20 protein-coding genes are annotated in these 11,572 nt (G+C 59.4%); 18 read left to right on the plus strand and 2 right to left on the minus strand.

Annotated elements, in window-relative coordinates; all coding sequences use genetic code 11:
* The first annotated feature begins 55 nt into the window (after positions 1 to 55).
* Positions 56 to 376: a hypothetical protein gene (locus tag M3436_00815; protein MDQ3562722.1), complete on the plus strand. Its 321-nt coding sequence runs from the start codon at positions 56 to 58 to the stop codon at positions 374 to 376.
* A gap of 53 nt (positions 377 to 429) precedes the next feature.
* Here the strand turns inward: M3436_00815 and M3436_00820 are convergent, their stop codons facing one another.
* On the minus strand, positions 430 to 849 hold the full coding sequence (locus M3436_00820; GenBank protein MDQ3562723.1) for a helix-turn-helix domain-containing protein: 420 nt from the start codon (positions 847 to 849) through the stop codon (positions 430 to 432).
* A gap of 126 nt (positions 850 to 975) precedes the next feature.
* Here M3436_00820 and M3436_00825 point away from each other — a divergent pair, with 126 nt between their 5' ends.
* A complete protein-coding gene (locus M3436_00825) occupies positions 976 to 1,179 on the plus strand; it encodes a Cro/CI family transcriptional regulator (protein MDQ3562724.1) in 204 nt (67 codons plus the stop codon).
* Between the two features lie 39 nt (positions 1,180 to 1,218).
* Positions 1,219 to 1,470 (plus strand): hypothetical protein, encoded by a 252-nt coding sequence (locus M3436_00830; protein ID MDQ3562725.1) that lies wholly within the window; start codon positions 1,219 to 1,221, stop codon positions 1,468 to 1,470.
* A 26-nt stretch (positions 1,471 to 1,496) separates the two neighbouring features.
* Here the strand turns inward: M3436_00830 and M3436_00835 are convergent, their stop codons facing one another.
* Positions 1,497 to 1,763 (minus strand): hypothetical protein, encoded by a 267-nt coding sequence (locus tag M3436_00835; GenBank protein ID MDQ3562726.1) that lies wholly within the window; start codon positions 1,761 to 1,763, stop codon positions 1,497 to 1,499.
* A 30-nt stretch (positions 1,764 to 1,793) separates the two neighbouring features.
* Here M3436_00835 and M3436_00840 point away from each other — a divergent pair, with 30 nt between their 5' ends.
* The 15 genes from M3436_00840 (at position 1,794) to M3436_00910 (ending at position 11,569) form a co-directional block, all read left to right on the plus strand.
* The gene (locus tag M3436_00840) at positions 1,794 to 3,242 is read left to right on the plus strand and encodes a helicase RepA family protein (GenBank protein MDQ3562727.1); all 1,449 of its coding nucleotides are present in this window, start codon (positions 1,794 to 1,796) and stop codon (positions 3,240 to 3,242) included.
* A gap of 571 nt (positions 3,243 to 3,813) precedes the next feature.
* Positions 3,814 to 4,089, plus strand: coding sequence for a hypothetical protein (locus tag M3436_00845; protein ID MDQ3562728.1), 276 nt, complete (start codon positions 3,814 to 3,816; stop codon positions 4,087 to 4,089).
* 59 nt (positions 4,090 to 4,148) lie between these two features.
* Positions 4,149 to 4,580, plus strand: coding sequence for a hypothetical protein (locus tag M3436_00850; protein ID MDQ3562729.1), 432 nt, complete (start codon positions 4,149 to 4,151; stop codon positions 4,578 to 4,580).
* 110 nt (positions 4,581 to 4,690) lie between these two features.
* Positions 4,691 to 4,924, plus strand: a complete 234-nt coding sequence (locus tag M3436_00855; GenBank protein ID MDQ3562730.1) for a hypothetical protein — start codon at positions 4,691 to 4,693, stop codon at positions 4,922 to 4,924.
* A 26-nt stretch (positions 4,925 to 4,950) separates the two neighbouring features.
* Entirely contained in the window at positions 4,951 to 5,325 is a 375-nt protein-coding gene (locus tag M3436_00860) for a hypothetical protein (protein MDQ3562731.1), read from the plus strand.
* Between the two features lie 65 nt (positions 5,326 to 5,390).
* Complete coding sequence (locus M3436_00865) at positions 5,391 to 5,567, plus strand: hypothetical protein (GenBank protein MDQ3562732.1); 177 nt, start codon at positions 5,391 to 5,393, stop codon at positions 5,565 to 5,567.
* 59 nt (positions 5,568 to 5,626) lie between these two features.
* Positions 5,627 to 6,283, plus strand: coding sequence for a terminase small subunit (locus M3436_00870; protein MDQ3562733.1), 657 nt, complete (start codon positions 5,627 to 5,629; stop codon positions 6,281 to 6,283).
* Entirely contained in the window at positions 6,204 to 6,722 is a 519-nt protein-coding gene (locus tag M3436_00875) for a hypothetical protein (protein ID MDQ3562734.1), read from the plus strand. The genes M3436_00870 and M3436_00875 overlap by 80 nt, the downstream gene beginning before the upstream one ends.
* Positions 6,723 to 6,750: 28 nt before the next feature.
* Positions 6,751 to 7,755 (plus strand): hypothetical protein, encoded by a 1,005-nt coding sequence (locus tag M3436_00880; protein MDQ3562735.1) that lies wholly within the window; start codon positions 6,751 to 6,753, stop codon positions 7,753 to 7,755.
* Positions 7,748 to 7,993, plus strand: a complete 246-nt coding sequence (locus M3436_00885) for a hypothetical protein (protein ID MDQ3562736.1) — start codon at positions 7,748 to 7,750, stop codon at positions 7,991 to 7,993. Before M3436_00880 ends, M3436_00885 begins: the two co-directional genes overlap by 8 nt.
* A complete protein-coding gene (locus M3436_00890; protein ID MDQ3562737.1) occupies positions 7,986 to 10,355 on the plus strand; it encodes a hypothetical protein in 2,370 nt (789 codons plus the stop codon). Before M3436_00885 ends, M3436_00890 begins: the two co-directional genes overlap by 8 nt.
* Entirely contained in the window at positions 10,352 to 10,729 is a 378-nt protein-coding gene (locus tag M3436_00895; protein ID MDQ3562738.1) for a hypothetical protein, read from the plus strand. Before M3436_00890 ends, M3436_00895 begins: the two co-directional genes overlap by 4 nt.
* Positions 10,726 to 10,932, plus strand: a complete 207-nt coding sequence (locus M3436_00900) for a hypothetical protein (GenBank protein ID MDQ3562739.1) — start codon at positions 10,726 to 10,728, stop codon at positions 10,930 to 10,932. The genes M3436_00895 and M3436_00900 overlap by 4 nt, the downstream gene beginning before the upstream one ends.
* A 2-nt stretch (positions 10,933 to 10,934) precedes the next feature.
* Positions 10,935 to 11,114 carry a hypothetical protein gene (locus M3436_00905; protein ID MDQ3562740.1) on the plus strand — a complete coding sequence of 60 codons (180 nt, stop codon included), beginning with the start codon at positions 10,935 to 10,937 and terminating at the stop codon, positions 11,112 to 11,114.
* Positions 11,111 to 11,569: a co-chaperone GroES family protein gene (locus M3436_00910; protein ID MDQ3562741.1), complete on the plus strand. Its 459-nt coding sequence runs from the start codon at positions 11,111 to 11,113 to the stop codon at positions 11,567 to 11,569. The genes M3436_00905 and M3436_00910 overlap by 4 nt, the downstream gene beginning before the upstream one ends.
* The last annotated feature ends 3 nt before the right edge of the window (positions 11,570 to 11,572 follow it).

Genomic DNA, 11,572 nt, shown 5'->3' on the forward strand with positions numbered 1-11,572 from the left:
AATCGCGTTTAGAAGCGGCCTCTGATTCGCGATCCCGGTTTGATGAGAGGCTACGATGAGTGATGAAGCCGATAAAATCATCGATAAAATGCTCGCTGAAGCCAACGAACTTCAGATATTGTCATTCCTCCGGTTGCTCCCACTCCTGCTTGCAGACCTGGCATTGGAAAAGATCTACGCCCTCGGTGCGAAAGGGTATGGACCGAAGCGGGGAAGGCGTATGACGCTCGTAGAAGCACGCAGGACATACAAGCGAAGGGCACTCTTCAGAACGCAAGCGCGCATTTACTTGCTGAAGGCGCGTTTGTTCTTCGTGGAGGTTCATTGCTTTTTTCTCCGTCTTTACGAGCGCGTTTTTGTTAGATCGGATACGTGATTCGATGCTGGCAAGCGCCTCTTTCCTGTACTTAATGGCGAAGCTATCCATGGTCAGCGCTTCTTCCTCCGCTCTACCCGTCCGTCCCAAACCTCACCGGCGAGCGATTTAGTAAACGCATCAACAACCGCCGACAGATGGCCCTTTTTTTCTGTGGGCAGGGATTCGATCGTGCGCGCGAGCGCGAGCACGTTCGGGTCGAGGTCGGGTTCCGCCAATGGCGGCAGTGCGCCGCCGCGGTTGCTTACTGAGGTTAGTGCCGGCGGCGAAAGAGCAGGGCCAGATTTCCGAGCATCACCGACAGCCGCTTTTGCTAGAGGTGGTCCTTTACTGTCACGTCCTGTGACCAACCATCGAATCGATACACCGAAATAATCGGCAACAGCCAAGAGGTTATCCGGTTTCAAGTCTTTGATTCCGCTTGACTCCCACTGAGAGATTGCCTCGCGGGTTACTCCTACAGCGCGAGCCACTTCCGACTGCGTTCTGTCGCCTCGTAGCTTCCTAATTCTTTCGCCAAAGCTCACGGTAAGCAAACTTACCGCACAATGGCGTAATTATGATTGACAAAAGCCGTGTAAGTGGATTTACTATTTAGCATGACAAAGGCTGAGGCAATCCAATTATTTGGAGGGGTTGTTGCCCTGGCGCGAGCGGTCGAGGTAACGAGCCAGGCGGTTTCCCAATGGCCGGACGGGGAAATCGACGAACCGAGGCGTAGCCAAATAACCCTGCTCGCGATACGACGGGGGCTGATCCCGCCAGTCGAGGCAGTGGAAACCCCCTCCACCGAGGCGGCCTAACCGGCGCGGCGGTCCTAGCCCGGAGCGGAGGGCGGTTATGTGAGTTCGGCCTTGGGCGGGGAGGCTATCAGGGATGACGTGATGAGTTTGGAGTTGAAATCCATCCACCTGCGGCTCGACCCCGAGGTGAAATCGCGCGTGGACGTGCTGGCGGACGCCTCCGGCAAGGATGCGGCGGAGCTTTGCCGGGAGATGGTCACCGAGCGGGTGATGGGCCTCTGGCATGCCCAGAGGGTACTGTTCGAGAGGGCACGGCGTTCGGGATTGGTAGGCACAGAAGAATGTAAGTAATCGAGCGGGGCTGCCCTACGGCAGTCTCAGGGAGTGGTAGCGATGATGAGGGGCTGCTGCTTGGGTCTGTGGTGATGGGAACTCTTTATGCCTTTTTTCCTGGTCCTGCACCAGGCCGGGGGAGTGCTGTGCAAGAACTTCTCAAAGCCCTGAACGCGCGGCTCGAAGTCTGCCTCGAATACTTCGACAGCGGTCGAACAGAGGACGCCGCTCGGATCCTGCGGGGTCTCTCGCACATCCTTCCACTCCCCGAGCGGCGCCACTTGGAAGCCGCACGCAACACCCCTCGGCATGACCCATCCGGCGACTGAGCATTCCCTGGCATGGATCCGTTGGACCACCGCCCCGATGAAACAGATCATTCCGATGCGCGGGCCAAGCCCACTAGCCAGCAGCAGCCAGCACGGCGCAAGAACGGCACCAACCATAGTCCGCATGAATACGGGTATTCGGAGGCCGTCGATAGCCCGGAACTGCGGGCCGGTCTGCGCAAGCTGGCCGAGGCTTCCGAGGTCGATTACGACCTGGTGCGCGACGGCATCGCACAGGATATCGGGGTCCACGTGCTCACCCTCGATCGGATGGTGGAGCGAGCGCGAGGCGCGATGGTCGAGCCCTGCGAGTTACTTCCGAAGTCCTATTGCCGTATTGATCCGCGGACGATTGCACCTCGTCCATTCGTCTACGCGAGGCACTACGCCAAGGGCTATGTTTCCGCCACGGTCGCGCCGGGCGGCGGTGGCAAGTCCTCGTTCGGAATTGTCGAGGCGATTTCGATGGCACTCGGCCGTTGTCTCTTCACCGGCGAGTCTATCCGCTATGGCCCGATGCGGGTCTGGTATCTGGCCCTCGAAGATCCCGAGGACGAGATGATGCGAAAAATAGAGGCTGTCTGCCTGCACTACGGGGTCAACGAGTCCCTGCCGAATCTCTATCTGCATTCCGGGCGCGATCGCCCGGTGTGTGTGGCGGTCGAGATGAGGGCGGAGGGAGGGATGGTCTCTGTGGTCGCCCGGCCAGACGTGGAGGGGATCATTCGCGAGTGCAAACGTACTGCCATGGACGCCATCATTGTGGATCCGAGCGTATCGAGCCATCAGGTCTCGGAGAACGATCCGGTAAAGCAGGAGAAGGTGATGAGTTTGTGGCGCGGGATAGCCGAGGATGCTGCGGTTGCGGTGGAGATCCAGCACCACTCAAGGAAACTCAATGGCCAGGAAATCACCATTGATGACGTGCGGGGCGCGACAAGCATCGTGAACGTCGCGCGCTCGACGCGGTTGATGGCCCCGATGAGCGGCGCGGATGCAGAAGAGCTGGGGGTCGAAGATGACCGTAGGGGCTATTACTTCTGCGTCGTCAACGGGAAAGCGAACTTCATGCCCAAGGCGAAGGACCGCAAATGGTATGAGTTTCATAGTGTTTGTCTTGGAAATGAAACCCCGCAGTTCGAGGCGGACAACGTTGGCGTGGTGGAGCGGTGGCAATCGGCCTTCGAGAAACAGACGAAGGAGGAGAAACGAGAGCGAGCGCAGCGCAGCGCTCAGGAGGATGCGGATCAGGTGTGGCGATACCTGCGTTCCGAGTTACAGATCGGGACTCGCTACAGCAAAAAGCAGCTTGAGGATATTCGAGATGTGATTGCAATGGGGAGAAACGAAATCAGGGCTGCCATGGCGTTGCTGGAGGCACAGAATCGTGTCGTGCCTGAGAAGCGGCCTGAAGAGGATAAGCGGCGGGGGTCTGGTACCTACCTCCACCCTGTTGATTAAGGCTACGGGAGTCTGACTGAGGCCCACGGCGAAAGCCGTGGATTAGCCACAGAACCCTACAGCCACAGCCTCGAAGAGGGGCTATTTTTTATACCTCGCCACATAGTTTGCGCACTGGCGAGGTTTATGTGGCGAGGTTTGCGACGACAAGTGCGCCAGGCGTTTGCGTAACCTCGCCACTTCCCCTATGGGTAATAGTTAGGAGCGTAGCGACGTAACGGTCTTCGAATTACCCATAGAGGGGAGTGGTGGCGAGGTTTGAAGCGCGAACTGCGCGTTATTCCGGCGGAGCTGCATCCACACAGTTCGCAAACCTCGCCACACACGGCGCACATAAGGGGTGGCGAGGTTTGCGCAGTTTGGTTGACGGACGCATTAACGAGGTAGGTCATGTTAAAACCGATCGTAATTGAACAAGGAGATGACGACAGTTATGTGTTTCCTTCAATCCCGGATGATGTTGAAAAGCCGTCAGGCTTCTACAAAGAATTAGGCTAAAACCAAAGCCGGGAGGCCCGCACGAAGAGGGGCGAAACCCTGTGGTGATTATCGGGGATTTCAACAACGAGATATGACCCCCGCCACCGCCACCACCACGCGCACCGCCCAGTCCCAGACCCGCAAGGAGCAAGTTGTCCAGCTACTCACCGGGCGCCGCGGCGAGAAGCTGACCGCGAGCGATGTCGCTACCGCCCTCAAGACCGATGTCGAGAACATCCGCGCTACGCTCAAGCGCCTGTATGCACGGAGAGAGATTGCCATGAGCCACGAGATGCGCACTTACCAGGTGGGCAATGCAGTCTGCAAGCACAAGGCGGCGCTGTGGTTCGTGAGGGTCCGCACGTGACCCGACTGAGGTGGCCATCCCAGGGAGTTCTCAACTTCACGGGTGAGGCAAGAGTGCGGGTGAAGCGTCTCCCAGGCATCGCGGAGCGGGACGTGCTTGCGGCGTGTAAGAAGCTGCTGGCCTTTCATCCCGCTGTTATTTGGGCGGCACGAAATCCAGTTGGAAAGGGGTTTGTTATTCGGCCCGAGGCTGGTGTGCCAAACCCATACAAAGTGCTTAGGGCGCAACTCGATGCTTGTGTCGCTGCCAGGCTGTTACATCGCAATCAGGTTGCTTGGTTGGAGTGGGGAGAGGTTGGCGCAAGTGATATCGTTGGATTGCTGCGCGGAGGACGATTTTTGGCCGTGGAAACTAAGCGTCGCGGCAAGAAGCCGGAATTGGAGCAAGCCAATTTCTTGGAAATGGTGAACGGCGCTGGCGGGTGCGGTTTATGTGTTGACAATGCCATGGAGCTTAAGGAGAAGCTTGACTATGCCATACAAGGATCCTGAGCGAAAGAAGGAAGCAGCGAGACTTTGGCATCTCGCCAATCGAGAACTAGCGGTCGACGTATTGAGGCGATTTTGTCGGGGAAGGTATCGCCCGAGGACCGCGGGGGTTTTTGGGCGTGATTGAGCGGCGGCTGGGTAGGCGGCGGTTGGTTTGCGATGCCGGTATGCATCGCTACGGGCTGGTCCAGGAAGCCCGCTGTCGCATGCAGTGCGAGCACTGCGGGGGAGAGTCGGTGATGCGCGTCGAGCGGCGCGCGGAGGTGCGCTGGGAGGACGGGCTTGAGCGCGTGTTTATACAGGCGGAATTCGTCGTCCTGTCGGGACGGATGAAGTTTGAGGCGTAATTTCAATAACACATGCGGAGGTTTCTATGCACTACGAGCAGACAGGTGAAATCGGTCGAATCGGGCGGACGGCGAAGGTCGATGGCGATGCTGAGGACGATACACCGCTGGTCACTACGCCAGAGCTGCGGGCGATGGTCATCAGGGAATTCAAGAAAATCGAGAAAATCGAGGAGGAAATCGCGGAGAGGCGGCTGGATATCAAAGTGGGCGTGAAGCGGATGGTGGGCAAAGGGTTGAACAGGCGGGCCGTGAACATGGCCTTAGCGCGCCGGAAGTTGTTGGTCAAGGGCGGTCTCGATCGAGTGGATGAATCGCTCGCCATGATATGCGGCATCGGCTCGCTCGGCATTCAGGGAGAGCTGTTCCAGGAAGCGGAAGAGGGCGGTGATGCCGCATGACCCAACGATAGCCCGGCGAGCACGCAGAGGCCCTGGCGCTCCCCGAGGTTGCCCAAGGTAGCCGCGTGTACTGCCACGGCGAGCGCCACCCGCAGGCGAAGCTCTGTGAGGAGGATGTGCGCATTATCCGGGTGCTTCGGGAGGCTGGGGTGTCGTATCAGAAGATTGCTAGGAAGCTCGGGGTCGGGGTCATGACGGTGTGGTCGGCGGCGAATTACTGGACCTGGACGCATGTGCGATAGCGGCTGAGCTGGGCTTACGAATGGTTCAGGCGCGATTGGGATTATGCTAATGAGGTGCAATGGCAGTCCCGAAAAAGACGACCGAGAAGCGCTACGAGACGTTTGTCGATGAGTACCTAAGGACACTCGATGGCCCGCATGCGTACCGGAAGGCGGGCTACAAAGGGCGCAGTCCTGGGGTCGTTTGGACGGGTGTGTCATGGCTGCTGCGTAATCCGAAGGTACAGGCCCTCATGGCCGCGCGGCGCGCTGCAATCGAACGCCGCACCGAGATTTCGCAGGATCGGGTGCGGCTGGAACTTGGGCGCATCGGGTTCTTCGATCCGAGGCGGTTGTTCGATGAGACCGGGCAGTTCATTGAGGTACCGAAGCTGCCAGAAGAGGTGGCCGCGGCGATAAGCTCGATCGAGGTAACGGAGATCCAAGATGGTAAGAGGAACGGCCATCGTGGTCCTGCGAGGGTCACTAAGATCAGGCTTTGCAGCAAGGTCGAGGCGCTGGATAAGCTCTGCCGGCACCTCGGGATGTACGAGGATAAGGTGCGGATCGTGGGACTGGAGCGCGAAATCTCTACGCTGCCTGATGAGGAGTTAGAGGAGAGAATCATTGAGCTTGGCCGGGGGGAATACAGACGCGTTGCTGACGCCGAAGCTCGATCGGCTGCCGCCGCTGCGCCAGCACTACCTGCTGCTGCGGGAAAAGAACCGCCGCGCTGACAAGCTGGCGTGCGCGGGGTCCTTCGCCGAGTTCGTCCGGCGCGCCTGGCCCTACGTCGAGCCGAACGATGCGCTCGATTGGAACTGGCACCTCGATGCCAAGTGCGTGCATCTCCAGGCTGTCAGTGCGGGCAAGATTCAGAATCTGATAATTAACGAGCCCCCGGGGTACGCGAAGTCCCTCATAGTCTCGGTGCTCTGGCCGGCGTGGGAGTGGGGACCTGGCGGGCGGCCTGATCTCCGCTGGATGGCGTCGAGTTATTCGTCAGACATCTCCATCCGTGACTCCATCCGTTGCCGCAACCTCATTGAGTGCGACTGGTATCAAGAGCGTTGGGGCGAGACGGTACGGCTCATCAAACGCAACGAGACGCGCCTGGAGACTGCGGCCGGGGGTTTCCGGGTAAGCCTCATCGGTCGGGGGTTTATCGACCGGTGAGCGCGTCCACCGTTCGATTCACGATGACTTGCTGCGCGCCAACGACGAGCACTCGAAGGCGATGCGCGAGCAAGCCATCCAACACCTACGCGCCATGGCGACCCGCGCCGTAGACCCCGCCGACTATCACCAGGTTTTGATTATGCAGCGCCTCCACGAGGAAGACCCGGCCGGGTGGTTGCTGAAGGAACAGCCGGGGCGCTGGGAGCAGTTGCGGATGCCGGCGAAGTACGAAGGTCCCGAGAGACCGACCTCGATCGGGTGGACAGACCCGCGTACCCAGGAGGGGGAGGCGCTGTGGCCGAGTCGCTACCCGACGAAGAGTATCAATGAAATCGCGGGGGACCTCGGGGAATGGCGCGCGGCGGGCCAGTTGCAGCAGCATCCGCAGCCGGCGGGCGGGGGAATTTTGAGAAGCAGGTGGTGGATGGAATGGCCGAAGGATAAGGCGCTGCCGGTGTGCGATCACATATTTACGTCTTGGGACACCGCGTATTCCGAAGAGGACCTGAAAGACAACGCGTGCTCGGCGATGTTGGAATTGGGTATCTGGTGGAACGAATACCTGCGCAATGGCCGCGGGGGGCACTGCGCGATCCTATTGAGCGCATGGGATGGGCGAGTAGATTATCCAGACCTGAAAGCGAAAGCGCTTGCTATTGACCATGAGCGCGCGCCTGACCGTCACCTCATCGAGAAGAAGGCAAGTGGCCAAAGCTTAATTCAAGACATGCGGCGGGCCGGGATTTCCGTATACCGCTACTCGCCAGACCGGGACAAAATCGCCAGGGCGTACGCCGTACAGTCATTACTGAAAGCGGGTATGGTTTGGTATCCCGAAGGGAAGCTCTGGGCCACCAAGGTCATCGCTGCCGTCTCTTCCTTTCCCTTTGGCCTGCCGCCGAGTTCGGATTATGCGGACTGCCTTACCCAAGGTCTCTTGTATTTGAGAAATTCCTGGTGGATCGATCACCCGGACGAGAAAGAAGACGAAGAAATTCCGCAACCTAAGAAGAGGCGGTTGTATGGATGACCCCAAGCTAACAGACGAGGATGTCATGCAGCGTTGCGGGTTTCCCTCCATTGATGACGCTATGGAATATAAAGCACTGCACCCTGAGCGGTGGGAGCAAATGCGTGAGCCAGACTATTGGCCGTCATGGATCAGGTCTACCCGTGAAACGGTGCTGAAGACAATCCCGGCGATCTTCCTGGCGCTCGTCTACGGCGCGGGTCTCGTGGAGCGCCTTGCCGGGGTTGCATATGGCTAACGCCGGCGTAGTCATCGATTTCCCAGCACTCTCGGAAGTCGCTGACGGCACCCGCTATTCCGAGTTGCCAGATGGTGGTGTCGAGATCGACCTTGATGGTGGGGATGGCGCCCTAGCGCCCCAGTTCCCGCTCGGCCACGGGGAGAATCTGGCCGATGCCATGGCGGCCTCGGACAAAGCGACGCTCGCCGCTCAGGTCATTGAGTGGGTCGATGCAGACAAGGAGAGCCGCAAGCCCTGGCTCACGCGCTTCGAGGAAGGGCTGAAGTCACTCGGGATCCTGACCAAACCCGAAGACACCAACGCGCCGTTCAAGGGCGCATCGACCGTGGTTCATCCGATCCTCATCCAGGCGCGTGCGCTGAAGCAACTCTACCCGCCGCAGGGTCCGGTGAAATGCGGGGTGCTCGGCAAAAAGACCGATGAGCTGCAACGCCAATCCGAGCGCTGCGAGCAGTTCATGAACTATCAGATCACGGTCTTGGACCCTACGTATTTTTGGGACGTGGACCAGATGCTGTTCTGGCTCCCGATGGTCGGGAGTACCTTCAAAAAGAGCTATCCGGACAGCGATGATAGCCAGGCGTTCATCCGTAGCGTGTTCGTGAAAGCGGACAACATCCTCGTGCCCTACCAGGCCACCTCGCTGCAAGATGCCTCGCGCATCACCCACCGCATTGAGTGCTCGCACCAGCAGATGCTGCGCTGGCAGAAGAAGGGCTTTTACTCATCCACAGTCATGCTGCCACAACCGATGGAGTCGGAGCCCCCGCAGGTGCAGTCCTCTCTCGATGAGGCGGATGCCAAGGAGCGCATCATCCCAGAGGGTGATGCGCCCCACGTGCTCTACGAATGCCATTGTGAGGTGGCGGTCGAGTCAGAGGAATACTGGCCGTACATCGTGACCGTCGAGGAGGCGAGCCAGTCGGTGATCGGCATTCGCCGCAACTGGCGCGAGACTGACATGAGCCGCCGCAGGCGCTTGTGGTTTACCCACTACCGCTACCTGCCGGGGCTCGGGTTCTACGGCTTCGGGATCGTCCATCTCATGGGCGGGCTCGCGGATGCCGTGACCGGCACCGTGCGGCTGCTACTCGACAGCGGCGCCTTCGCGAGCATGCAAGGGGGGTTCAAGTCGAAGGATGCCAAGCTGCCGGGCACCGTCACCTTGGAGCCTGGCGTCTACAAGGATGTGGAGATGACGAGTGAGGAGCTGAGCAAGTGCTTCTACACCCCGAACTTCAAGGAGCCCTCGCAGGCGGTGGTCGATATGCACGATCGGCTGGTCGAGTCTGGCCGGCGGTTCGGTTCGACGACCGAGGCGCTGGTCGGGGATGCTAAGAATACGGGTCCGGTCGGTACAACGGTCGCGCTCATCGAGCAGTCGAGCGAGGTGTTCAGCGGCATCCATAAGCGGCTGCACGTCGCCTTCGGCGAGGAGTTCCGGATCCGCGCCGAGCTGAACGGCGAGCACTTGCCCGAGGAGTACCCCTATGCAGTAGCGGACTCGGAGCGATCGGTGTTGAGGCGGGACTTCGATGCGCGGATCGATGTTATCCCGGTCTCGGACCCGAATATCTATTCGAGCACCCAGCGCATCGCCATCGCCCAAGGGGAGCTGCAACTGTCTCAAAGCGCCCCCGAGATGTACGACACTTACGAGGCGCATCGGCGCATGTTAGAGGCGTTGCGAAGCGCCGACATCGACACACTCTTACCCAACCCCAAGGATGTCCCCCCGTCCGATCCCGTGAGCGAGGGGAGTTACCTGATAGTCGGCCGGCCCGTGCGTGCCCACATTGAGGAGGATCACGCCGCTCACATGGCGGTGCATCAAGCTCAACTGGAGTGGCTTGGCGCTAACCCTCTAGCCCAAGCTATGCTGCCAGCACTTCAGGCGCACATCTCCGAACACCTGGCGTTCGCCTACCGGCTCCAGATGATGCAGGCGATTGGGCTTGTTTTGCCGCCGCTCGATTTTACCTCCAAGCGCAGAGAACCCATGCTCTCCCCGGAGGTAGAGAACGAGATCGCGGTGCGTGCCGCGCTCGCTGTTCAGGGGAGCCAAGCGGCAGCACAGGCACAGGCGGCAGCCACACCCTCACAAGCCCAAGAGCAATCGGCAGAGCGTGAGGGGCTGCGGGATCAGGAAGCCCAAGGGAAGATTCAACGCGATCAATTAATGGCGGCGGCCAAGTTCCTGAATAGCCGAGGCGTGGCCGACATCGAGCCGGCGCTGCTGGTAGACACCGCGCAGAAGCTTGGGCGGTCGTTTGATGAAGTCTTGGCCCTTATCCGTCAACAGCAATCTGGAGGACAGAACGTTGGGGTTGCACCCGAAGCAAGAGAGTATGCGGCGTGAACTCTGGTAGCTGGGACACCGGAAACATCAGCGACGGCTACCACACGTTCAATGAGCTGTACGACCATCGATGCCATTTGTTTGTGGCGCTGATGCGCAGCAATCCGAGCATTGCGTGGCGAGCGAATAACCATGATGACGGGACGATGTTTGACGGATGGTTCGTGTGCGGCATGCATCTTCCGACCGGCGATATTTCGTATCACCTGCCCGTAGCGATGTGGACGATGTTAGATAACCGCGGCATTGAAACGACGCTGCGTGCACCGCCCTGGGATGGGCATACGGCGGCGGACGTAGTTGCACGACTGGCCGCATGGTGCCTGGTTGACAGGGCCAAGGGGGTCGCACCCGAGGGGAGGAGTGCCGCGTGATTGAGACCTTCGTAGAAGAGGTGCAGCAGCGGCTCAGAAAATCGGTGCGCGATATCGAATCGCAACTCGGACGCGGGCAGTGTGGATCCTGGGAGCAATACCACCACAAGGTGGGGCGCATCGATGGGTTGCAGGAGGCGAGCAGCATCATGAGCCAGGCGCTCACAGTGTTCCACGAAGAGGATGAGCAGGAGGTTCCGTAAAGATGAAAGCCATCTATGTCTTGATAGTCATCGCTGCCGCAGGCGTTGCTGAGGGCGCTGGCGTATTCGAGCGTGTATATCCTAGCGATCCGTTCGTAGATGGCTGGAAAGCGGGCCTTGTTAGCGGCATCGCACAAGGGCGCCAAATGTGCCTGACGCTAGCCGCATGGCCAGAACAATGAGTGCGGTAGCTGAAGATGTCGCGGTCGTCGTTGTAGAGGCCCCCATGGAGGATCTGATCGCGGAACTCGGCGAAAAGTTCTTTGCCAGCATGCCACGGCCGGTTTACTGGCGGGTGCTCATTCGTCCTAAACAACCCTTGACCAAAAGCAAGGGGGGGATAGAGATCCCGAAAGAGACACGCATTGCCCAGGCGTACCAAAACTACATCGGCCAGATCCTGGCCGCTGGCGGGGAGGCGTTCACAAGTGAGCGCTTCGCGAAGGAGAAGCAGTTGCCGAGGGTTGGGGATTGGGTGGTCTACGGGCGCTATGCAGGGCAACGCCTGGAATACCGTGGCGAGATGCTGCTTATCGTCAACGATGACGAGATCCTAGCCCGCATTTCTCACCAATGTGTGGATACATGGGCTAAAGGCATTGATGAGGACATCAGAAAAGAAGGCCGCTTGAATTAGCCG

The sequence above is a fragment of the Pseudomonadota bacterium genome (assembly GCA_030859565.1).
In the GTDB taxonomy this organism is placed as follows: Bacteria; Pseudomonadota; Gammaproteobacteria; order JACCXJ01; family JACCXJ01; genus USCg-Taylor.

Coding starts and splice junctions, on each gene's coding strand:
- M3436_00815 (MDQ3562722.1), top strand. CDS start 56: ATGAGTGATGAAGCCGATAAAATCATCGATAAAATGCTCGCTGAAGCC.
- M3436_00825 (MDQ3562724.1), top strand. CDS start 976: ATGACAAAGGCTGAGGCAATCCAATTATTTGGAGGGGTTGTTGCCCTG.
- M3436_00835 (MDQ3562726.1), bottom strand. CDS start 1,763: ATGCCGAGGGGTGTTGCGTGCGGCTTCCAAGTGGCGCCGCTCGGGGAG.
- M3436_00840 (MDQ3562727.1), top strand. CDS start 1,794: ATGGATCCGTTGGACCACCGCCCCGATGAAACAGATCATTCCGATGCG.
- M3436_00845 (MDQ3562728.1), top strand. CDS start 3,814: ATGACCCCCGCCACCGCCACCACCACGCGCACCGCCCAGTCCCAGACC.
- M3436_00860 (MDQ3562731.1), top strand. CDS start 4,951: ATGCACTACGAGCAGACAGGTGAAATCGGTCGAATCGGGCGGACGGCG.
- M3436_00870 (MDQ3562733.1), top strand. CDS start 5,627: ATGGCAGTCCCGAAAAAGACGACCGAGAAGCGCTACGAGACGTTTGTC.
- M3436_00885 (MDQ3562736.1), top strand. CDS start 7,748: ATGGATGACCCCAAGCTAACAGACGAGGATGTCATGCAGCGTTGCGGG.
- M3436_00890 (MDQ3562737.1), top strand. CDS start 7,986: ATGGCTAACGCCGGCGTAGTCATCGATTTCCCAGCACTCTCGGAAGTC.
- M3436_00905 (MDQ3562740.1), top strand. CDS start 10,935: ATGAAAGCCATCTATGTCTTGATAGTCATCGCTGCCGCAGGCGTTGCT.
- M3436_00910 (MDQ3562741.1), top strand. CDS start 11,111: ATGAGTGCGGTAGCTGAAGATGTCGCGGTCGTCGTTGTAGAGGCCCCC.